At 66.9% G+C, this 20,779-nt stretch carries 22 protein-coding genes; 13 read left to right on the top strand and 9 right to left on the bottom strand.

Annotated elements, in window-relative coordinates:
* Positions 1 to 456: Rieske (2Fe-2S) protein (locus tag ACFTZB_RS08945; protein ID WP_378431147.1), on the top strand; the 456-nt coding region annotated here is incomplete at its 5' end.
* A gap of 119 nt (positions 457 to 575) precedes the next feature.
* Here ACFTZB_RS08945 and ACFTZB_RS08940 read toward each other — a convergent pair.
* Positions 576 to 827 (bottom strand): DUF6480 family protein, encoded by a 252-nt coding sequence (locus tag ACFTZB_RS08940; protein ID WP_378431146.1) that lies wholly within the window; start codon positions 825 to 827, stop codon positions 576 to 578.
* Between the two features lie 215 nt (positions 828 to 1,042).
* Between ACFTZB_RS08940 and ACFTZB_RS08935 the strand changes: the two genes are divergently transcribed.
* Entirely contained in the window at positions 1,043 to 1,543 is a 501-nt protein-coding gene (locus tag ACFTZB_RS08935) for a hemerythrin domain-containing protein (RefSeq protein ID WP_378431144.1), read from the top strand.
* Between the two features lie 62 nt (positions 1,544 to 1,605).
* Here ACFTZB_RS08935 and ACFTZB_RS08930 read toward each other — a convergent pair whose 3' ends face one another.
* Entirely contained in the window at positions 1,606 to 1,863 is a 258-nt protein-coding gene (locus ACFTZB_RS08930) for a Rho termination factor N-terminal domain-containing protein (protein ID WP_378431143.1), read from the bottom strand.
* 115 nt (positions 1,864 to 1,978) lie between these two features.
* Positions 1,979 to 2,155 carry a hypothetical protein gene (locus ACFTZB_RS08925; protein ID WP_378431141.1) on the bottom strand — a complete coding sequence of 59 codons (177 nt, stop codon included), beginning with the start codon at positions 2,153 to 2,155 and terminating at the stop codon, positions 1,979 to 1,981.
* 54 nt (positions 2,156 to 2,209) lie between these two features.
* On the opposite strand from ACFTZB_RS08925, the gene ACFTZB_RS08920 reads away from it, so the two are divergent.
* The 3 genes from ACFTZB_RS08920 to ACFTZB_RS08910 all read left to right on the top strand — a co-directional run bounded on the left by ACFTZB_RS08920 (position 2,210) and on the right by ACFTZB_RS08910 (position 4,902).
* A complete protein-coding gene (locus ACFTZB_RS08920; protein WP_378431139.1) occupies positions 2,210 to 3,499 on the top strand; it encodes an NADH:flavin oxidoreductase/NADH oxidase family protein in 1,290 nt (429 codons plus the stop codon).
* An 83-nt stretch (positions 3,500 to 3,582) separates the two neighbouring features.
* Entirely contained in the window at positions 3,583 to 4,287 is a 705-nt protein-coding gene (locus ACFTZB_RS08915; RefSeq protein WP_378431138.1) for a type 1 glutamine amidotransferase domain-containing protein, read from the top strand.
* A 123-nt stretch (positions 4,288 to 4,410) separates the two neighbouring features.
* On the top strand, positions 4,411 to 4,902 hold the full coding sequence (locus ACFTZB_RS08910; RefSeq protein WP_378431137.1) for an SRPBCC family protein: 492 nt from the start codon (positions 4,411 to 4,413) through the stop codon (positions 4,900 to 4,902).
* A gap of 7 nt (positions 4,903 to 4,909) precedes the next feature.
* Here the strand turns inward: ACFTZB_RS08910 and ACFTZB_RS08905 are convergent, their stop codons facing one another.
* Genes ACFTZB_RS08905 through ACFTZB_RS08895 form a run of 3 tightly spaced genes read right to left on the bottom strand, consistent with a single transcriptional unit; the run spans position 4,910 to position 8,621 of the window.
* A complete protein-coding gene (locus ACFTZB_RS08905) occupies positions 4,910 to 5,920 on the bottom strand; it encodes an asparaginase (protein WP_378431136.1) in 1,011 nt (336 codons plus the stop codon).
* Positions 5,921 to 5,977: 57 nt separating this feature from the next.
* Positions 5,978 to 7,339 (bottom strand): MFS transporter, encoded by a 1,362-nt coding sequence (locus ACFTZB_RS08900; RefSeq protein ID WP_378431135.1) that lies wholly within the window; start codon positions 7,337 to 7,339, stop codon positions 5,978 to 5,980.
* The gene (locus ACFTZB_RS08895; protein ID WP_378431134.1) at positions 7,332 to 8,621 is read right to left on the bottom strand and encodes a lyase family protein; all 1,290 of its coding nucleotides are present in this window, start codon (positions 8,619 to 8,621) and stop codon (positions 7,332 to 7,334) included. The genes ACFTZB_RS08900 and ACFTZB_RS08895 overlap by 8 nt, the downstream gene beginning before the upstream one ends.
* A 174-nt stretch (positions 8,622 to 8,795) precedes the next feature.
* Between ACFTZB_RS08895 and ACFTZB_RS08890 the strand changes: the two genes are divergently transcribed.
* On the top strand, positions 8,796 to 9,584 hold the full coding sequence (locus tag ACFTZB_RS08890) for an IclR family transcriptional regulator (RefSeq protein WP_378431133.1): 789 nt from the start codon (positions 8,796 to 8,798) through the stop codon (positions 9,582 to 9,584).
* Positions 9,585 to 9,684: 100 nt separating this feature from the next.
* Here ACFTZB_RS08890 and ACFTZB_RS08885 read toward each other — a convergent pair whose 3' ends face one another.
* Genes ACFTZB_RS08885 through ACFTZB_RS08875 form a run of 3 tightly spaced genes read right to left on the bottom strand, consistent with a single transcriptional unit; the run spans position 9,685 to position 13,760 of the window.
* Positions 9,685 to 10,782 carry an ABC transporter ATP-binding protein gene (locus ACFTZB_RS08885; protein WP_378431132.1) on the bottom strand — a complete coding sequence of 366 codons (1,098 nt, stop codon included), beginning with the start codon at positions 10,780 to 10,782 and terminating at the stop codon, positions 9,685 to 9,687.
* The gene (locus ACFTZB_RS08880; RefSeq protein ID WP_378431131.1) at positions 10,775 to 12,556 is read right to left on the bottom strand and encodes an ABC transporter permease; all 1,782 of its coding nucleotides are present in this window, start codon (positions 12,554 to 12,556) and stop codon (positions 10,775 to 10,777) included. Before ACFTZB_RS08880 ends, ACFTZB_RS08885 begins: the two co-directional genes overlap by 8 nt.
* Positions 12,557 to 12,578: 22 nt before the next feature.
* Positions 12,579 to 13,760, bottom strand: a complete 1,182-nt coding sequence (locus ACFTZB_RS08875) for an ABC transporter substrate-binding protein (protein WP_378431129.1) — start codon at positions 13,758 to 13,760, stop codon at positions 12,579 to 12,581.
* A 239-nt stretch (positions 13,761 to 13,999) separates the two neighbouring features.
* Between ACFTZB_RS08875 and ACFTZB_RS08870 the strand changes: the two genes are divergently transcribed.
* The 7 genes from ACFTZB_RS08870 (at position 14,000) to ACFTZB_RS08840 (ending at position 20,761) form a co-directional block, all read left to right on the top strand.
* On the top strand, positions 14,000 to 14,872 hold the full coding sequence (locus ACFTZB_RS08870) for a GntR family transcriptional regulator (protein ID WP_378431128.1): 873 nt from the start codon (positions 14,000 to 14,002) through the stop codon (positions 14,870 to 14,872).
* A 180-nt stretch (positions 14,873 to 15,052) separates the two neighbouring features.
* Complete coding sequence (locus tag ACFTZB_RS08865; RefSeq protein ID WP_378431127.1) at positions 15,053 to 15,922, top strand: amidohydrolase family protein; 870 nt, start codon at positions 15,053 to 15,055, stop codon at positions 15,920 to 15,922.
* Positions 15,923 to 15,974: 52 nt separating this feature from the next.
* A complete protein-coding gene (locus tag ACFTZB_RS08860) occupies positions 15,975 to 17,333 on the top strand; it encodes a 2-hydroxycarboxylate transporter family protein (RefSeq protein WP_378431126.1) in 1,359 nt (452 codons plus the stop codon).
* A gap of 42 nt (positions 17,334 to 17,375) precedes the next feature.
* Complete coding sequence (locus ACFTZB_RS08855; protein WP_378431125.1) at positions 17,376 to 18,449, top strand: isocitrate/isopropylmalate dehydrogenase family protein; 1,074 nt, start codon at positions 17,376 to 17,378, stop codon at positions 18,447 to 18,449.
* Between the two features lie 40 nt (positions 18,450 to 18,489).
* Complete coding sequence (locus ACFTZB_RS08850; RefSeq protein WP_378431124.1) at positions 18,490 to 19,908, top strand: NAD-dependent succinate-semialdehyde dehydrogenase; 1,419 nt, start codon at positions 18,490 to 18,492, stop codon at positions 19,906 to 19,908.
* 32 nt (positions 19,909 to 19,940) lie between these two features.
* A complete protein-coding gene (locus tag ACFTZB_RS08845) occupies positions 19,941 to 20,408 on the top strand; it encodes a cupin domain-containing protein (protein WP_378431123.1) in 468 nt (155 codons plus the stop codon).
* Between the two features lie 29 nt (positions 20,409 to 20,437).
* Positions 20,438 to 20,761 (top strand): antibiotic biosynthesis monooxygenase family protein, encoded by a 324-nt coding sequence (locus tag ACFTZB_RS08840; protein ID WP_378431121.1) that lies wholly within the window; start codon positions 20,438 to 20,440, stop codon positions 20,759 to 20,761.
* Positions 20,762 to 20,779: the final 18 nt, after the last annotated feature.

Here is a 20,779-nt window from a genome sequence, read left to right as displayed (position 1 = left end):
GCGGGGGCGGGACTGCTCGGGGTCAGCGGTTGGCTCGGTGGCCATCTGTCCTACGCCGCGGAAGTCGGAGTCGACACCACCGCGTTCTCGACGCTGCCTCCGGATTGGACGGACGCAGCCCCGGAAACCGTCCTGACCGGCAAGGAAATGGCCGCAGTTCTGGTCGGCACCGTGTCGGTGCTGCTGGTGAAGCGGTCCGGCACCGTCGTCGCCCTGAGCAACCGCTGCACCCATCGGGGTGCTCCGCTGCATGACGGCTCCCTCGACGACGGGTGCATCGAATGCCCGTGGCACGGCAGCCGCTTCGACGTCACGGTCGGCCGGGTTGCGCGAGGTCCCGCGACCCGTCCGCAGCAGGTGTACGAGGCCCGCGTTCGGGACGGACGGATCCAGGTGCGCCAACCGGACGAGCAGCGAACGCTCCGCACCAACCCCGTTGCCAGCGGGAAGGAATGACGGAAGCGTGTCGACGGAACTGCAGCCGGTGCGCATCTGATCAATAGCCACACAGTCCGACAAACCAGATCGGCCATCCCGAACCTAAACGACCGGGTTTGCGCCGAAAGACCCACGGATCAATCGAAGACGCCCACGATGTCGAGTACGAGCAGGATTGCGATCGCCACGAATACGACCACGATCACCCCGACCACCACCATGGTGGCGATGCCTGTCGGCGGAAACGACCAACTTGTGCGCGGTTCGTGCGCGGACAGTCCTGAAGTCTGTGCGGCGTCGGGCGGGGTCGAGCCCGGCGGGACCCCGCCTCCCGGCTCGAGATCGGGGGTGTTCGCCGGATCGGGGTCCGGAGGTTGAGCGGTCGTCATGTAGCGCCTCCTTTCGTGGAGTGCTGCCGTCTCGTCCGTTGAACCGACGGCTGTCGCATAGGAGTACCCGGATTTCGCGATGTGCACACGGCCAGGGGGCCGCAGCGGTGGAATGCTTCGGTGTTGGGACCGTGGCGAGTGGGTAAACGTTGTGACAACGACTGTGCACCGCGATCGGCGATGCACGCATTTCCCGAACCTATCGTGAGGCTGTCATGTCGACTGACGCGATCGTGCTCCTGAAGAACGACCACAAGGAGATCCGGAAACTGTTTCGCGACTTCCGCGGTGCGGGATCGGGCGCCGCGGTGGAGGAGGGCCGCATCGTGAACAAGATCATCGAGGCCCTGACGGTGCACACCTACATCGAAAACGAGGGCATGTACCCGAAAGTCCGTGAGCTCGCCCCGGACCTCGAGGACGACATCCTCGAATCCTATGAAGAACATCATGTCGCCGATGTGCTGGTCGTCGAGCTGGCAGCGATGAAACCGGACCACGAGCGGTTCGACGCGAAGACCACCGTGCTGATCGAGAACGTCGAACACCACATGGAAGAAGAAGAGCAGGAGTGGTTTCCCAAGGTGCGAGAAGAGCTGGGACGGAAGAAGCTCCAGACGATCGGTGAAGGACTGCTCGAACTGAAGGAAAAGGCGCCGAATTCTCCCGCCCAGCCGTCGGCGTTGAAGAAAACAGTCGACGCCGTCCTGAAGTAGGGGTTCAGAGCACGGATGGTGCCGGCGTCCAGTGCTGCGCCGTGCTGGTGTCGGGCACGCTATCAGTGGTTGCGCAGCGCGTTGATCAGTTCGCCCTTCCGCTTGGACGAATAGCCCGACAGCCCGACTTCCTTCGCCTTCTTCTTCAGCTCGGCGACGGTCCAGTCCTCGTACGACGACGATGTGCCGCCCTTGCGACCGGTACTGGACCGTCCACGGTTGGCGGCCGAGTTCGCGATCCGCGCCGCCTTCTCCTTCGATGCGCCATCCTTCCGTACTTCCTGGTACACCTTCTCGTCCTTGATCGATGACCGTGGCATGGTGGTCCCTCCTCGACTCGGTGATGCTCGACGGGTACCCGGATCCGCTGTTCCGTACCAATCGGGTATCGGCGTGTTGCCGTCGCTGCTACGGACCAGTCCGAACGGGGCCGAGTCAGCGGCTCGGGACCGAGATCGGCACCGGCATGTGCAGGGCCAGTTGGGCTTCGGTGGTGACGTCGAGTCGAACGGTCCTGATCGGTGCGAGCGAGCGCACGTCGTCGGCCATGCGGCCCTGCCCGATCCGGAGGTCGATGTTGCGGGGGAGGTACGTGCTGCCGGTCGACAGCACGTTGGTCTGGCTCAGGGTCGAGTGCCACGAGCCATTGATCGAAGTGACGTGCACATGACACGGGGATCGGCATCGGAAGATTTGTTCTCGCCCATCGAACTGCGATCCGGGCAGGTGTTGGGCAACAGAATCGCGAAAGCAGCCATGGAAGAGGGGCTGGCGGGGCAGGCGCAGCTACCCGACGACCGCCTGATCAATCTGTATCGACGGTGGGGAATCGGCGGAGCCGGCCTCCTGATCACCGGAAATGTGATGGTGCACGCGGAGGCACTGACCGGGCCCGGTGGCGTCGTCCTCGACGCCGACACGCCGCTGGAGCCGTTCGAGGCGTGGGCACGGGCCGGCCAGGTCTCCGGCGCGGCCATGTGGATGCAGATCAGCCACCCCGGCAGGCAGGTGGAGGCGGCAATGCCCGGGGTCGTCTGGGGCCCGTCGGACGTCGCAGTCGACGTCGGCCGGCATTCCAAGCGATTCGGCCGCCCGGTCGCGATGACCGCCGAGCAGATCGGTGACACCATCACCCGGTTCGCCACCACCGCGCACCGAGCCGAGCAGGCCGGGTTCGACGGCGTGGAGGTCCACGCCGCGCACGGCTACCTGCTCTCGCAATTCCTGTCTCCGCTGGTCAATACGCGCACGGACGAATGGGGTGGCTCGCTGGAGAACCGCGCTCGGCTGCTGCTCGAGGTGGTCCGCGGCATCCGGAACGTCGTGTCGCCGACCTTCGCCGTCGCGGTGAAGCTGAACTCCGCAGACTTCCAGCGAGGCGGCTTCGACGCCGACGACGCCCGCCGAGTGATCGCCATGCTCGAACCGCTCGGAGTCGACCTCGTCGAAATCTCCGGGGGCAGTTACGAAAGTCCCGCCATGTCCGGCCGCCCCGCCGACGGACGCACCGCCGCTCGCGAAGCCTACTTCCTCGATCTCGCGGCAGAGCTGGCCGCAACCAGTGCGGTGCCGCTCATGCTGACCGGCGGGATCTCCCGCCGAGACACCGCCGAACGAGTACTGGCCAGCAACGTCGCGGTGATCGGCATGGGAACAGCACTTGCCGTGACTCCGGACCTGCCGCACCGCTGGCGCGAGCACCTGCCGGCCGCCGGCACCCTGAGATCGGTGACCTGGTCGGACAAGCCGCTGGCCTCTCTCGCCGGCATGGCCATGGTCCGGTACCAGATGCGCAGGATGGCCGCTGGGCAGAATCCCGCACTCGGCGTCCGACCCGCCGTCGCGCTGTTGGGTGATCAGCTCCTGAAGCGCCGTGCGCTGCGCCGCTACTCACGCTGGCTCGCGTCGACGCAGCGAGTCGAAACCGGCAGCCTCGACGCCGCACTGCGGGCGTGACTGAAGGCAGATTCACACACCTTGCGCCGAGAACGATTGGCTCGCGAGGCGAGACGAGGCACGATCACATCAGGAGGAAACTGATGACGAAGGTTCTGTTCGTAATCTCGGCAGCCGACCGCTGGACGCTCAGCGACGGCACCGTGCACCCCGCGGGGTACTGGGCCGAAGAGGTCGCGGTGCCCCATCGCATCTTCTCCGGCGCAGGCTGGGACGTCACCGTCGCGACCCCGGGCGGCAAGGCCCCGACGCTCGATCAACTCAGCCTCGGGATCTCCGGTGGAATGCCATGGAAGCGTCGGGACGTGAAGCGCTACCTCGACAGCATCGACGATGTACTCGCGAGCCCCGCCGCGCTGGACTCCGTCGACCCGGAAGAATTCGATGTGGTGTTCTATCCCGGCGGTCACGGCCCCATGGAGGACCTCGCCTACGACACGACCTCTGGTGCGCTGCTCACCCATCGACTCGCGTCCGGAAGGCCGCTCGCCCTGCTGTGCCACGCACCGGCGGCGATTCTCGCCGCGACCGACGCCGACGGCACCTCACCCTTCGCCGGCTACCGAATGACCGGGCTGTCCAACCGCGAGGAACGGCTCAACAGGTTCGCGAAGAAGGCACCGTGGCTGCTCGAGGACAAGCTGAAAGAGGCGGGCGTCGACTACTCCAAAGGACTCCTTCCACTACGGCCGCACATCGTGATCGACAGGAACCTCTACACGGGGCAGAACCCACAGTCCTCGGACAAACTCGCCGAGCGACTCGTCGCCGACATCGGGAAGTTCTGACCTCCGCGGGTGCGCCAGCCGGGGTTCGGGTGCGGAGTGCGTAACCGACGCACGACACGGCGGGGAGTAACTGCGAGGCTGCTAACGTCGGCGTCGTCACTCGGAACCCAGGAGCGCTCCGCCATGAAGTACACCGTCTCGACCGAGATCGCCCTGCCGCGGGAGGCAGCGGTACAGCTGCTCGCCGACCCGGCACACATGCCGAAGTGGCTGCGGGGTCTGGTGCTGCACGAACCGTTGAGCGGGGTGCACGGGCAGGTCGGCACCACATCGCGGGTCGTGCTGCAGATGGGGAAGCAGAAGTTCGAGTGCACCGAGACCATCACGCGTCGGGAACCGGCAGACCTGCACGCGATCCCGAAGGGGAGCGTCGTTCACTTCGACCGTGAGATCGTCGGCGAGGGTATGTGGAGCGCCGTGCGCGACCGGCTGACCGAAGCCGGCCCGGAGACGACGCTCTGGGAGAGCGAGAGCGAGTACCGGTTCAGCGGCGTGCTGATGCGGCTGGTGGGGCTCCTGATGCCCGGCACCTTCCGCAAGCAGTCGCGACAGCACATGCAGGACTTCAAGGCGTTCGCCGAGCAGGGAACGGACGTCCGCGAAGCGAAGGATTGAGACACGATCAGCGCTCGTTCCCCGAAGGGTGCAGTGTGGGGTGGGCGAGGGTTCGGCGGATGAGGTCAATGTCGGCGCCGGTGGCGAGCAGGATGGTCAGCAGCACCCGGGTTTTGAGCCCGTCGAGCAGCCCGGCGGGGATGAGGCCGCGGCGTTGCAGGTCGATCTCGCCGCCGACGCCGCCGTAGGTCGACCGCAAGGCGGGACCGGTGCCGGGGCGTCCGGCGTAGAGCACGGGGATGTGCCGGGCGATCTGTTCGAGCGGCTGTGCCCAGGACGGGGGTGTGGAGCCGCCGCCGGCGGCTTCGATCACCAGACCGCGGTAGCCGACGTCGACGAGGTGGGGGAGCAGGCGGCCGTCGTCGCCGATCGCGGTGCGCAGCAGTGCAACCGGAGGGAAGGGCCCGTCGGGAAGTCCCAGGGGGCGTCGGCGCGGTGGAGGGGTGTGGAGATATACGACGCCCTCGCTGATCTCACCGAGCGGGCCGGCGGCGCTGACGAAGGCGTCGACGTGGCTGGTGTGCCGCTTCTGGACCTGGGAGGGGATGTGGATGCGGTCGTTCATGACGACGACGACCCCGACGTCGCTGGTGGCGGGGTCGGTGGCCACCCGCAGCGCGCCGACCAGATTGGCGGGCCCGTCGGCGCCGGGCGTTCCGGGGTGGCGCATGGCCCCGGTGACGATCAGCGGGGCCGGTGCCGACCACATCAAGTCGAGAGCGAACGCCACTTCCTCGAGGGTGTCGGTACCGGTGGTGACCACCACACCGTTCGCCCCGGCGCCGACCTCCGCTTCGGCATGGGCGATCACGCACCGCAGCAGGTCGAAATCTACTGCTGCGGAGGGAACCTGCGCGAGACTGTGCTCGGTGATCTCGACCCCTGGCAGTAGCTGCTCGATCGCCGGGCGCAGACTCGGGGACTGCGCGCCGGGGAGGACACCGGGACCCCCGGCGTGCGGGAAAGCCGCGATCGTCCCACCGAGGGTGCAGAGCGCAACGCGGTGACGGGCGCTCATGAGCTACTCCTCTCGGCTGCACCGGGGTGCGGGGCGGCGTCGATCCGGGTGGTGGGGTCAGTGGTGTGTGTGCTCAACGGATTCCTTCTGTACCTCTTCGGTGACTTCACCGAGGGCTTCGGTGCCGGTTTCCGGGGCCCACGCCCAGCAGATGAGTCCACCGATGGCCAGGACGATCACGCACGCGATCAGGGCGACGTCGACGCTGTATTGGGCCACGATGATCGGGAGTAGGAAGGTGCTGGCGGCGGAGCCGATGCGGCTGGCGGCGACCGCGATGCCGACGCCGGAGGCGCGCAGGTCGGTGGGGAACAGTTCCGGCGGGTAGACGTATTCGAGGTTCACGGCGGCGGCCAGGACCAACGCGAACAGCGCGAAGATGACGACGGCGACGACGGGGCTGGTGTCGGCGAAGGCGACGAGGGCCGCGAGCAGGGCCGCGCCGAGGAAGAACGTGCCGATCAGGAACGTGCGGCGGGAGAGTCGGTCGATGAAGAGCAGGCCGAGGACGGCGCCGATGAGCAGGAAGGTGTTGTAGGCGGCCCCGGCGCCGAGTTTGCTGGTGACGCCCAGCGATTCCATGACCTGCGGGGAGAAGGTGCCCAGCGCGAAGAACGGAATGACCTGGCAGACGTAGAACATGGCGCCGACGGCGGTGCGCCTGCGGAACTTCGGGGTGAACAGCACCCGGATGCCGCGGCGTTCGATCGTGGTGGTCTCCACCGGGGGTGGGAGGACGCCGGTACCGAGGTGGGTGCGGACGACGGCGGCGGCTTCGGCGGTGCGGCCGTGCTGGGTCAGCCACAGCGGGGATTCGGGGACACCGAGCCGGAACCAGAAGATCAGCAGCGCGGGAAGGGCGCTGGCGGCGAGCATGTATCGCCAGGATTCGCCGTGGAGTTGGGTGAGGAGGTAGCCGACGAGGTAGGCGGCGACGTAGCCGGTGGCCCAGGCCACGGCGAGCAGGCTCATCAGCCGGCCGCGGAAACTGCGGGGTGCGTGTTCGGTGACGAGGGACTTGCTCACGACGTAGTCGGCGCCGAGGACCACCCCGATCAGCAGTCGTAGAACCAGGAGTTGCCAGGGCGATTCGATGAAGAACTGGATCGCGGACAGGACCGCGAAGAGGAGCATGTCCCACGCGAAGATGCCGCGGCGGCCGATCCGGTCGGCGATCGGGCCGGTGACGATTGCGCCGACGAACAGGCCGGCGAGGGTGGCGGCACCGAGGAGACCGATCCACAGCGGGGTCAATCCGAGGGCGCCGGTGGAGGCGGTGATGACGATGCCGATGATGCCGAGGATGAACCCGTCGCTGAACTGTCCGCCGGTGCCGGCGATGGTGACCTTGATCTGGAACTTCGTCAGCGGGGCGTCTTCGTAGGCGACCGGTGCGGTGCGGTGGGCGAGGTTAGTCATGGCGGGCACCGTTCGTGACGGGGGCGGTCTGCGCCTGGTCGTGGTAGCGGGTGGTGGAGGCTTCGTAGCCGGTGGTGGCGGCGAGGGTGACCCAGGAGTCGAGGGCGCCGCGCAGGTTCTCCTCGCGGCGGGGCCCGTCCCAGGTGATCCCGGCGACGCAGCGGCGGGCGAACGAGGTTGCGGCGGCGGTGATGTCGGAGAGGATGGTGATGATCGAGTCGACGATCACCGGTTCCATGATGTTCAGTTCCAGCTCGCCGGCGGCGACGGCGCACTGCACGGTGTGGGCGGCGCCGCGGATCCGGTAGCTCAGCTGCATCACGTACTCCGGGATCGCCGGGTTGACTTTGGCCGGCATGATCGACGACCCGGCCTGGACGGCCGGGATGGTCAGGTCCCCGAAGCCGCCCGCGGGACCGGAGGACAGCAGCCGGATGTCGGCGGCGATCTTCGCCATGGTGAGGCCGGCGCGGGCGCCGGCATCGGCGATGGCCGCATACGGGTCGAGGTTGGCCAGGGCGTCGCACAGGTCGGGGGCCGGTTGCAGGTCGCGGCCGGTCACCGTCGCGAGTTCGCGGACCGCGATGGCGCGGTAGCCCGCCGGTGCGCCGAGCCCGGTCCCGACCGCGGTGGCCCCGAGCGCCACGGTGTGCATCTCCGCGACCGCGTCACCGAGAGCGCCGGCGGTGCGGCGGATCGCGGCGGCCTGCGCGCGGTGGGACCGGCCCGCGGTGAGGGTCACCGCATCGCGTACGCAGGTGCGCCCCAGGTGCGGGGTCTGATCGAACTCGGCGCCCTTCGCCTCCAGTGCGGCGGCCAGTTCGTCGAGCGCCTCGAGCGGCTCGTGCGCCAGGTCCAGCATCGTCAAGGCCATCGCGGTCGGGTAGGTGTCGTTCGTCGACTGCGAGGCGTTGACGTGGTCGTTCGGGTGAACCGGCTCGCCGAGCAACTGGGAGGCCCGGGCCGCGACGACCTCGTTGACGTTCATGTTCGTGGTGGTGCCACCGCCGCCGAGCAGCAGCGCCGACGGGAACTGGCCGGGGTGCGCGCCGGCCGCGATCTCCTCACATGCGGCGACGATCGCGTCCCTCCTGGCTTCGTCGAGGACTCCGACCTCGTGATTGGCGCGGGCGGCGGCCAGTTTCACCAGGGCATAGTTCCGCACGAACGTGGGCACGTCACCGAAGGTACGACCGAGCCCGGGGAAGTTCCCGAGCGAGAGGGTTGTCTGCTGACCGTAGAGCCGGGTTTCCGGCTCGGCGGTGGTCTGTGCGATGACCATGAGGTGGACCTTTCGTGTGATGCGAACCACTTGGGGGTGTGGTGACCACTGTAGGAATCGCATCCAGGGCGTCCAACCAACCGTGCTTACACAGCAACACTTTTTTCGTTCTACTGGGGCTTTAGCGCATAATCGTGAAATAGTGTTGTTCTCACAGCAACGAGAGGCGGCCTGATGTCGGAGTCGAGCGCGGAACGGGTAGCCGCGCTGCTGCGCGCGTTCGGGCGCGGCGGCAATGCCCACGGTGAACACTCCGTCAGCGACCTGGCTCGCGCGGTCGGCCGTGAGCGCAGCCAGGTCTCGCGCATGCTCAAGGCACTCGAGCGCGGCGGGTTGGTCGAGCAGGTTCCCGACACCCGCCGCTACCGGCTCGGATGGTCGCTGCTGGTCCTGGCCACCGGCGCGGGCGACACCCCGCTGCTGCGGGCGGCGCGGCCGGTCCTGCAGACCCTCGTCTCCCGGGTGGGGGAGGTGGCGTTGCTGTCGGTGCAACAGGGCAACCGGTCCCTGACCGTGCTCCGCGAGGAGTCCCACCAGTCGCTGCGGGCCGGCGGGTGGGTCGGGCGCAGCTCGCCGATGCACTGCACTGCCTCCGGACGGGCACTGCTCTTCGACAGCGACGACGAACTCGTCGAGGCGCTCACCGCCGAGGATTTGCTCACTCCCATTTCGACGCTCGCCGCCCCGGCTGATCTGGACGAACTCCTCGAACGCCTGAAAAGTGAACGAGCGCAGGGGTATTCCGTCGCCAGCGAGGAGGTGGAGATCGGATTGACGTCGGTCAGCACACCGGTGCGGGACCGCAACGACACGATCACCTCCGTCATCAACATCTCCGGGCCCACCTCCCGGCTCATCGCGCACATCGAGGACATCGCGAAACTGCTCAAAGCGGGCAGCGCCACGATCCAACGAACCCTGACCTCACCGGGCGCCCCGAGTCTGTCGGCCCGGCGAGGCTGAGCACCAGCCGCGGTCCGGCCGGACGCATCCGCGCGATCGCCGCCGCACAGGTCCAGCGTGCGGCGGCGATCCCGGCAGCATCGAAGAGCGGATCCGGTGCTCAGGCGGCGACGAGAGTCTTCTGTGGGTAGAGGAAGAGGTTCTCCGGGTCGATCGCGAGGTCCACTTCACCGCGGTGGTTCGGGGTGAGGCAGTTGGCGGCGATCTGGTCGCCGCCGATCGACAGCAGGTATTCGTAGCGGGCGCCGACGTACGACGAGGAGTCGACGTGGGCCCGGATGAGGTTCGTGCCCGGGGAAACCGCGTGTCCGGGGGTGGTGATCGTGACCCGCTCCGGTCGGACGGCGACGGTGACGGGGTCGCCGGCGCGGACGTCGAATGTTCCGGCGGCGTGGACGATCTGACCGGATCCGAGTTCGACATGGGTTTCGGTGGCGTCGGCCCGGACGACGCGGCCGTCGAGGAAGCTGCAGCTTCCGACGAACGCGGCGACCTCGCGGGCGGCGGGCCGGTCGTAGATTTCGGTGGGTGCGGCGATCTGCACCATCCGGCCGGACGCCATCACGGCGATCCGGTCGCTCATCGCCAGCGCTTCCTCCTGGTCGTGGGTGACGTAGATGGTGGTGATGCCGACCGAGGCCTGCAGTCCCTTGAGCCACGCGCGGGCCTGCTCGCGCAGTTTCGCGTCGAGGTTCGACAGGGGCTCGTCGAGGAGAAGGACGCGGGGCGAGTAGACCAGGGCCCGGGCGAGGGCGACCCGCTGCTGCTGGCCACCGGACATCTCGTGCGGGTAGCGGCCGCGCAGGTGCAGCAGGTCGACCTTGTCGAGTGCGTCGTCGATCAGATCGTCGCGCCGGGCTTTGGGCACCTTGCGCAGTGACAGCGGCAGCGCGAGGTTGTCGGCGATGCTCATGTGCGGCCACAGCGCATACGACTGGAACACCATGCCGAGGTTGCGGCCCTCGGGTGGAATGAAGGTGCCGTTGCGTCCGCTGAAGAACACGACGTCGTCGAGTTCGATGGAGCCGGTGTCGGGGCGGTCGAGTCCGGCGATGCACGAGAGGGTGGTGGATTTACCGCACCCGCTGGGGCCGAGGAGGGTGAAGAACTCGCCGTCGTGGACGGTGAAGTTGATGTCGTGCAGAACCTGGGACCCGTTGAAGGTCTTGTTGACATTGGTGACGGTGAGTTCAGGCATCGGAGTGGCCCTTCAGGAGTTTGGTGGCGACGGTGACGAAGAGGACGGTGATGGCGATCTGGACGGTGGCGAGTGCCGCGACGGATCCGGCGTTTCCTTCGGCCCACAACTGGAGTGCGGTGGTGCCGATGACGCTGGACTCGGAGTTCGCCAGGAAGACGGCGGGTGAGTATTCCTTGATCATCGTCACGAAGACGAGGATCAGTGCGCCGGCGAACGCGGGAACGATGAGTTTGCCCAGCACCCGGGTGAACGTCTTGAACCAGTCGGCGCCGCTGACTCGGGCCGCGTTGTCGAGTTCCTCGCCGATCTGCATCAGCAGCGGCGAGATGTTGCCGTAGGCGGTGGGCAGCGCCCGCAGGCCGAACGCGATGACCAGGATCCAGATCGTGCCGGTCAGCAGGGTGGAGACGAAACCGGGGGAGAAGGCCAGCGCCCAGAAGAATCCGATACCGACGATCAGTCCGGGCATCGCCTGCGGGGCGAGGGCGAGGTACTCGACGAGCTTGCCGCACTTCATGGTCGACCGGCGAGCGACGAGAACCGCGAGGGTGGCGAGCACGCCGACGACGACCGCACCGACGATCGCGATGATCACGCTGTTGACGATGGACATGTAGTAGGAGCGGTAGCTGAAGATCGGAACGTAGTTCGCGAAGGTGAGGGTCGAGAACGGCGACTTCAGCGGGGTCAGTACCAAGGTGAACGAGCGGAACACCAGCGTCGCGATGGGCAGGAGCGCACCGAAGATCAGGTAGACGGCGATGAACGCGGCCGAGATCCACTTGATCCACCCGAGGTCGAACTGCCTGGGGCGGGTGGCCTTCCCGCGAACGGAGACGAACCGCTTGGAGTTCTTCAGCAGTTTCGCCTGCATCGCGACCATCCCGACGGTCACGACGAGGATCAGGACCGAGGCGGCGCCGAGGACGCCGTAGTCGGGGTCGATGGCCTGCAGGCCGTTGGTGTAGAGGAACGTCGAGAAGACAGTGATGTCGGAGGGTTGTCCGTAAAGCAGTGGTACCGAGAGCGTTTCGAGCGACATGCTCACGATCAGCACCGAGCTGTAGACGATCGGCGGCCGCAGCATCGGAACGACGACCGACCGCAGGATGCGCACCGGTCCGGCGCCGCACACCTGCGCGGCGGATTCGAGGGAGGCGTCCGCCTGGCGCAGCGCGCCGACGCAGAAGGTGAACGCGATCGGGGCCAGGGCGACGGCTTCGGTGAGCGCCATCCCGGGGATCGAATACAGGTTCCACGGAACGAACCCGAAGAACTCGCGGAACTGGACGCTGAAGAATCCGGCGGGCCCATAGAGGATGATCCACCCGAAGCCGAGCAGCAGTGAGGAGATGTAGAAGGGCCAGCGCATCGATCCGGCGATGAAGTTGCCGAAAGGAAGTTTGGTGCGGGTGATCACGATGGCCATCGGGACGGCGAACAGCTGCGCCAGGATCGTGGTCAGGCCTGCGAACAGCACCGTGTTGACGATGACGTCGCCGAACCCGGCCTCGGAGAACAGGCGGCCGTAGTTGTCGAGGCTGAAGATGCCGCCGCTCTCGTAGAGCGGGCGGTCGATGAACGACTGGTAGAGGGTCGGCACGACAGGTGCGAGGACGAGGGCGGCGAGAATCAGCAGCACCGCGTACTGGATGAGCGTGTCGCGGCCGATGTTGCGGAACTTGCGGTAGCGCGGGCTTCCGAGCTCACCCGGGCGTAGCGGGACGAAGGATGCGGTGGGCCGCGTGTCGGGAGGTGTCGTCAGTGTCATGGTGTGAATTCGCTATCTCGGCTCAGCCGGCTTGCAACGAAGACCAACGGTCCGAGAACTGTTGGATTTCCTCGTCGGATGCTTTGGTGTACGGGATGAGGATCGTGTTCTTCTCGCCCACCGAGGCGATGACGTCGCGGTACGTGGGCACACCGCCGTCGACGCGCTCCACTCCGTCGCGGTACGCGGTCAGTCCGCCCTCGGCGACGGCGGCCTGGCCGTCCGCGGACAACACGAAGTCGGTGAACAGCTTTGCCGTCGCCGGGTGCGGGGCACCCTGCAACATCGACATGCCGCGGCGCAGCAGCGGTGTGCCGTCTTCGGGGAAGACCGCCTTGATCAATCCGCCGGTGCGCTGCTCCGCGGTCAGGGCCGGCGAACCCATGAAGAACCCGACGGAATACTCACCGGCGGTGACCTTTTCCACCTGCGATCCGGTGGAGGTCTCGTTCTTGCTGTAGGGCAGGATCTGCGCGAGGGCGTCCCAGGCCGCCGGATCGTTCTCGACGAACGCCCGGGCCACGGTGAAGCCGAAGGCGCCCTTCGGGTTTCGGACGGTGACGGCGCCGTCGAATCGATCCGGGTTCGCCGTCACCTTCTCGGCCAGATCGGCGATTCCGGTCGGCCGGTCCTGCTCGTCGAGTAGCGCGGTGTTGTAGATCATCGAGATCGGGTCCACCGACAGCGAATACACCGAGGGCAGGGCCTCGGCGAAGTCGGGCAGATGTTCCTTCTCCGGCGACTGGTACGGGGCCACCGTTCCGGGGCGTTCGACGAAGTCGGCCCACGCGTCGGCGGCCCCGGTGACGATGACGTCGGCCGACGTCTGCCCGATCGCCTGCTCGCTGAGCACCCGCTGGAAGACTTCGTCGCTGTCGAGGTTGGTGGCGTTGATGCGGTCCACCCACGGGTACTTCTTCTGGAATGCCTTGAAGATCGGCGCCCAACTCTGCTGGTCGGTGCTCGAGTAGATCGTGAGAGCACCGCCTTCGTTCTTGGAGGCCTCGACGACGGACGATGCGTAGTCGCTCGGGTAGTAATCGGGCAGCGCCACCTGGTAGTCGCCGTAGTCCCGGCCCACCCCGCACGCGGTGAGTGCGCCCGCGGTCACGGCCGCAGCGGCGAAGGCGCCGAGTCCGCGGCGCACCCGCCTCCGCGAGGTCCACGGTGCGCTGCGCCGCAGGTCACCCTGCTCGTGTGTCATGTGATGGTCTCCTCGGATGGGGTCATCGTCTCCGTCGACGGCGGAGAGCGCCGATACCGGTAGTTCGATCCGCCCGCCGTGTGGTGGGGAGCGGCGGGTGTGAGGTGGAACACTAGCGCCAGGTAAGGTTTTTCGCAATGCCTTAATACCAACAGGGTTGGGGGTGCACCCAGGTTTGCCGGGGTGTGCCTCTTTCGTGGATAAAATTGACCGACTCCGAGAGGCGGCAGGACGTGACGATGACCGCAACACCCTTGGTGAACCAGATCGCCGTGCAGATCGTCGAGTACATCCGGGCGAACGGGCACGAACCCGGAACCAGATTGGTCGAACGCCGGTTGGCCGACGACCTGCGCGTCTCGCGGTCTCCGATCCGGGGTGCGCTGCGACTTCTCGAGCAGGACGGGGTGGTCGGGCCGGCCGAACGAGGCGGATTTGTCGTCCTCAAGTCCGGTGATGCGCTGTCGGCTCCGGCCGTCGCCGATTCAGGCCACCGCGAGGAGGTCTACCTCCGGGTCGCCGAGGACCGGCTCAACAATGAACTGCCCGACAAGATCACCGAGAACGAACTCGCCCGCCGCTACGACCTCACCCGCTCCGAACTGGCCGAACTGCTGCGCCGGATGACCAAGGAGGGGTGGATCGACCGCCTCCCCGGCTACGGCTGGGAGTTCCTGCCGATGCTGACCTCGCTGAAGATGTACGAGGACAGCTACCACTTCAGGCTGGTCATCGAGCCGGCCGCCATCCTGGAGACCACCTTCGAACTCGACCGGGCCGCCCTCGAGGCGTCTCGCGACGCCCAGCAACGGCTCGTCGACGGCGATATCTGGACGGTCTCGAACGCCGAACTGTTCGACCTGAACTCCCATCACCACGAGGTCATCATCGGCTGCAGCCACAACGCCTACTTCGTGGACGCGCTGCAACGCATCGACAAGACGCGCCGGCTCATCGAGTACCGGAAGTCTCTGCAGCGCGAGAAGGCCATCATCCGCTGCCGGGAGCACGTGCAGATCGCCAACCTCCTGCTCGACGGCGACAACGCCCGCGCGAGCTCGCTGATGTACCGCCACCTCGCCACCGTCAGCGTGGAGAAGACCGCGCACTGACCGCTCTTCTCGGGGCTGTGGTCGCTCAGTCCTTTCGCGTATTTCTGCATGTCAGACGCTTGCGGCGGGTCGCGCCCGGAATTGTTGGTATTAAGTGGTTGTAAAAAACCAGCAGAGGGCTTAGTGTGGTGGAGCACACCGAAGAGTTCTGGTGTCGCGACTCACCGAAGAGGACCAGCAATGTCAGGCAGCACGAACATCCCCTCCGATGCGCCCACGATCTGCGACTCCCACGTCCACGTGCTCGATCCCGAGCGTTTCCCGTATGCGGACGACCGGACGTACACACCGGCGCCGGCGACGGTCAGCGACCTCGAGACCTTCATGCAGAAGACCGGGGTCGGGCGTGTGGTGCTCGTGCAGCCGAGCGTCTACGGCACCGACAACTCGGCGCTCGTCGACGGCCTCGGCAAGCTGGGCCCGGGCGTTGCCCGCGGTGTCGCGGTCATCGACACCGCTCGCACATCCGATGCCGAACTCGGATCTCTGCGCGACCACGGCGTGCGCGGCCTGCGCGTGAACGTCGCCGTCCACGGCGACGACGGCAGTGCCCTCGCCGCGTGCATCGACCGGGCAGCCCCGTTCGGGCTGGCCGTCGAGATCTACGCGGGCATGCCGTTCGTCCTCGCCCACCGCGGCATCATCGAATCCTCGCCGGTGCCGGTCGTTCTCGACCATTACGCTGGTGTCGACCCCGCCGCCGGAAGTGCCGCGCCGGGGCTCTTCGAACTGACCGAGATTCTCCGCACCGGGCACGTGTGGTTGAAGATGTCCGCGCCGTACCGGCTGCCGAACCGACCCGCCTCGGGTGATGTGGAAGCCCTGTCCCGCCGCCTCGTCCGGGCGAATGTCGATCGCCTGCTGTGGGCCTCGGACTGGCCGCACACCGGTCGCCTCCCCAAGGAAATCACCCGGACGCAGGACGCGATCGACCCGTTCTTCGACGTCGACGACGTGTCCGTGCTGGCCGCGATCCGCCGCGCCGCCGGATCCGACGAGAACGCCCACCGCATTCTCGTCGACAACCCGGCCGCTCTGTTCGGCTTCTGACCTCACCTTCCCCTGAAATCACGGGCGTCACTGCCCCGTCAAAGGACCGACCATGGCAACACACACGAAGGCGCCCCGCGGCGCCGACCCGCAGGAACTGTCCGGGCACCCCTGGCGCGCCCGCTGGTGGGCCCTGATGGACCGCGACATCGGGATCATCCCGATTCCGATCTACATCCTGCTGGTCGGGTTGCTGATCGGGTTCACCGCGATGGACGTCGTCAAGAGCGACATCACGATGGTGATCGCCGTGATGGCCGTCTTCGCGTTCACCCTCGGCGAGATCGGCAAACGCGCCCCGGTGATCCGCAACATCGGCGGCGCCGCGGTCGTGGTCACGTTCGTGCCGTCCTACCTGAACTACAAGGGCTGGATCCCGGCGTCGAACGTCGACATCGTCAGCGACTTCTTCAAATCCACGAACATCCTGTACCTGTTCATCGCCGGGGTGATCGTCGGCAGCATCCTGAGCATGGACCGCACGGTCCTGATCAAGGGGTTCGTGAAGATCTTCGTCCCACTCGCGGCGGGCTCGGTCGTCGCCGGAATCGTCGGCACCGCAGTCGGTTCCCTCGTCGGGATCGGCTTCCGGGACACCCTCTACTTCATCGTGGCCCCCATCATGGCCGGCGGCGTCGGTGAGGGTGCGGTCCCGCTGACCCTCGGCTACGCCCAGGTCGGTTTCGGTGAGCAGGGTGAACTGCTGGCGAAGGTGATGCCCGCCATCCTCGTCGGCAACCTCACCGCCATCATCCTGTCGGGTCTGCTCAGCTACCTCGGCAAGAAGCGTCCGCACCTGACCGGTTTCGGCCGCCTGCAGCCCGGCGTCAACGACGACCTCCTCGAGGCCGAGGACACCAGGGACCAGTCCAATTTGTTCAGCGTCCAGAACATCGCCGCCGCCATGATCGTGGCCGTCGCCCTGTACCTGGCCGGGCAGATGGCGCACGAGGTGCTCGGTCTTCCGGGCCCGGTGACGATGCTGTTCCTCGCGGTGCTGCTCAAGCTCGCCCACGGCGTCACCCCGCGCATCCAGGCCGGCTCGAAGATCGTCTACACGTTCTTCCTCACCGCAATGGCGTTCCCGATGCTCTTCGCCTTCGGGCTCGTCCTGACGCCGTGGGAGAAGCTGATCGAAGGTTTCGCACCCCGAAACCTGATCACCATCGTCGCCACCGTCACCGCCCTGGTCGTCACCGGATTCTTCACCTCCAAGCTCGTGCGCATCCACCCGGTCGAGGGCGCCATCATCACCTCCACCCACTCCGGTATGGGCGGCGCCGGTGACATCGCCATCCTGACCGCCAGCGATCGCATGCGGCTGATGCCGTTCGCGCAGATCGCCACTCGCATCGGCGGCGGTATCACCGTCGCCGGAATCCTCGCCCTCGCCGCCGTGTGGGGCATGTAAGTAACACCCTCTCCACCACTCCCACCGAAAAAGGACATTCCCATGAGCACCAAGATCCTCGTTCTGCCCGGCGACGGCATCGGCCCCGAAATCACCCCCCGCACCCTGCAGGTCCTCGAGGCCGCCGACCACGCCCTCGGCCTCGATCTGGAATTCGAGATCCACGACATCGGACTGAAGAGCCTGGCGGAGAAGGGCACCACCCTCACCGACGCCACCATGGCCCGCATCCCCGAGGTCGACGGCGTCATCCTCGGGCCGGTCTCCCACTACGACTACCCGCCGCGGTCGGAAGGCGGCATCAACCCGTCCGCCGAACTGCGCACCAAGTTCGAACTGTTCGCCAACGTCCGCCCGTGCCGCTCCCGTGAGGGGCTCAGCATCCTGCGCGAGCAGATGGACCTGGTCATCGTGCGGGAGAACACCGAAGGTTTCTACTCCGACCGCAACATGTTCGCCGGCACAGGCGAATTCATGCCCGACGAGAACATCGCCCTGTCGATCCGCAAGATCACGGCCGCCGCCTGCGAGCGGGTTGCCCGCGCCGCGTTCGAACTCGCGCAGGGCCGCCGGAAGAAGGTCACCGCCGTCCACAAGGCGAACGTCGTCAAACTCTCGGACGGGCTGTTCCTGCGCGAGGTCCGCAAGGTCGCCGCCGAATACCCCGAGATCGAACTCGAGGAACTGATCGTCGACGCCACCGCCGCGCTGCTTATCCGCAAGCCTTCCCGGTTCGACGTCATCGTCACCACCAACATGTTCGGTGACATCCTCAGCGACGAAGCCTCCGAACTGACCGGCAGCCTGGGCCTCGGCGGTGCGATCAACGCCGGCAACGACATCTGCGTCGCCCAGGCCCAGCACGGGTCGGCACCCGACATCGCCGGTCAGGGCGTCGCCAACCCGACGTCGCTGATCATCTCCGCCGCGATGCTGCTCGACTGGATCGGACAGCGTAAGAACGACCCCGCCCTGATCGAAGGCGGACAGCTCGTCATGCGCGCGATCGACCGTGTGCTCGACAACCCCGACACTCGCACCCGCGACATCGGCGGCTCCCTCGGCACCGACGAGTTCACCGCCGCGGTCCTGTCCGCGATGAACGAACTCCGCTGACCCCAGCCCCACTTTCCGCGGACACCCGCAAGAGGACCCCATGACTGCATCGATCACCACCGTCAACCCCGCCACCGGCGAACCACTCGAGACCTATCCGACCATGTCGGACAGCAAGATCGACGAGGTTCTCGACACCGCCGCCGCCGCGCAGAAGAAGTGGGCGCAGCTCGACTTCGCCGCCCGCGGACAGATCCTGCGATCGGCCGCCGCCGAACTGCGCAACCGCCAGGACTCCCTGGCGCTGCTGGTGACCCGGGAGATGGGCAAGCCGCTCGTCGAGTCCCGCGCCGAGGTCGAAAAGTGCGCGGTCGGGCTCGAATACTACGCCGACAACGCGGCAGCGTTCTTGGCCGACGAAACCTACGCCACCTCGGCCGACGACAGCTGGGTTTCCTACGAGCCCGTCGGGATCGTGCTGGCGATCATGCCGTGGAACTTCCCGCTCTGGCAGGTGTTCCGCTTCGCCGCGCCCGCGCTGATGGCCGGAAACGCCGCCCTGCTCAAGCACTCCCCGAACACCACCGGATCGGCAATCGAAAGCGAGAAGATTCTGCTCGCCGCCGGCCTGCCCGAGGGACTGTTCACCGCGCTGCTCGTCGCCGAACCGGATGTGCCGGCCACCACCGAACGCCTCATCGCCGACCCGCGAATCGGTGCGGTGACGATCACCGGCAGTGAACGTGCCGGCAGCGCCGTCGGCTCCATCGCCGGCCGGGAGATCAAGAAGTCCGTCCTCGAACTCGGCGGCTCCGACCCGTTCGTCGTCCTCGCCGACGCCGACCTTCCCAAGGTCGCCGCCCTCGCCGCGCGGGGACGTTTCCTCAACAACGGGCAGAGCTGCATCTCTCCCAAGCGGTTCATCGTCGACGCCTCCGTCGCCGAAGAATTCACGCGGCTGCTTCTCGAGAACGTCGGTCGGCTGCAGGTCGGTGATCCCGAGGCCGACGGCACCGACGTCGGACCGATGGCCCGGAAGGATCTGATGGACGGCATCGATCGGCAGGTGCAGGCGGCGGTGCAGCAGGGTGCCACGCTGCTGCACGGCGGTCATCCCCTCGACGACACCGCGGGATTCTTCTACGCCCCCACCGTGCTCGCCGACGTCCACAAGGGAATGTCGGTCTACGAGGAGGAAACGTTCGGACCCGTCGCCACCGTCATCACCGTCGACGGACCGGACGAGGCTGTCGCCGTCGCCAACGACACCCGATTCGGGCTCGGCGCCAGCGTCTGGGGCACCGACCTCGACGCTGCCGTCGCGGTCGGCAAACGCATCGAATCCGGAGCCTGCTTCATCAACTCCGTGGTCGCGTCCGATGCCCGGATGCCGTTCGGGGGGAGCAAACGCTCCGGCTACGGCCGCGAACTCGCCTCCGCCGGCATCCGCGAATTCGTCAACGTCCGCACCTGGTGGGCGATGAAGCAACCCGGCTCTCAGGCACCCGTCTCCGAGTAATCACCTCCCGCACGACACGAAGGATCACTTCCATGACCAACACCGCCATCACTCCCGGACACCACGTGACCGCCTCGGCCGGCGACGACGGCCGACCCGCCGTGGTGCTGCGCGCCTCCGAGATCACCCCGCGCCAGCGCGGCGGCGGCGCTCGCACCATCCCGCTGGTCTCCCAGCAGGTCGGCGCGAAAGACTTCCTCAACGGCATCACCATGTTCGGCCCCGGCTCCGCCATCCCCGAACACATCCACAACTGCGACGAAAGCGTGCTCATCATCAAGGGCTCCGCCGTCGCACACATCGACGGTGTCGAATACCCGGTCACCGTCGGCGACAACTCCTTCATCCCCGCCGGCATCCCGCACTTCTTCCACAACACCTCCGAGACGGACGAACTGCACATCTTCTGGACCTACGCGTCCATCGACGCGAACCGCACCATCCTCGCCACCGGCGTGACCACCCGCATCGACGAGGAACACGGCACCAACATCGCCTGACCGCTCCAACCCCATCGAAAGGAGACGCCATGGTCTGGGAGATCGCCCAGCTCGAGATCCGCGACGGCCACAACGAAGCATTCGAATCCGCTGTTGCGGAGGCTGTCCCATTGTTCCAACGCGCCCACGGATGCCGCAGCATGCAGGTGCAACACTCCGTCGAGCTTCCCCAACGCTATCGATTGATCGTCGAGTGGAACACCATCGAAGACCACACCGTCCACTTTCGCGAATCCGAGGACTTCCAGAAGTGGCGCGGTCTGGTCGGCGAACACTTCGCCGAACCGCCGGTCGTCGAACACACGCACGCGTTGGCCGTCGGATTCCAGACCACCACCGGACCCTCCGCCTGACCGGCGCGACGTAACACC

The sequence above is a fragment of the Rhodococcus sp. NPDC057014 genome (assembly GCF_042673295.1).
GTDB lineage: Bacteria > Actinomycetota > Actinomycetes > Mycobacteriales > Mycobacteriaceae > Rhodococcus_F.
The sequence above is the reverse complement of the archived record's forward strand: the minus strand, read 5'-3'. Positions and strand labels throughout refer to the sequence as shown.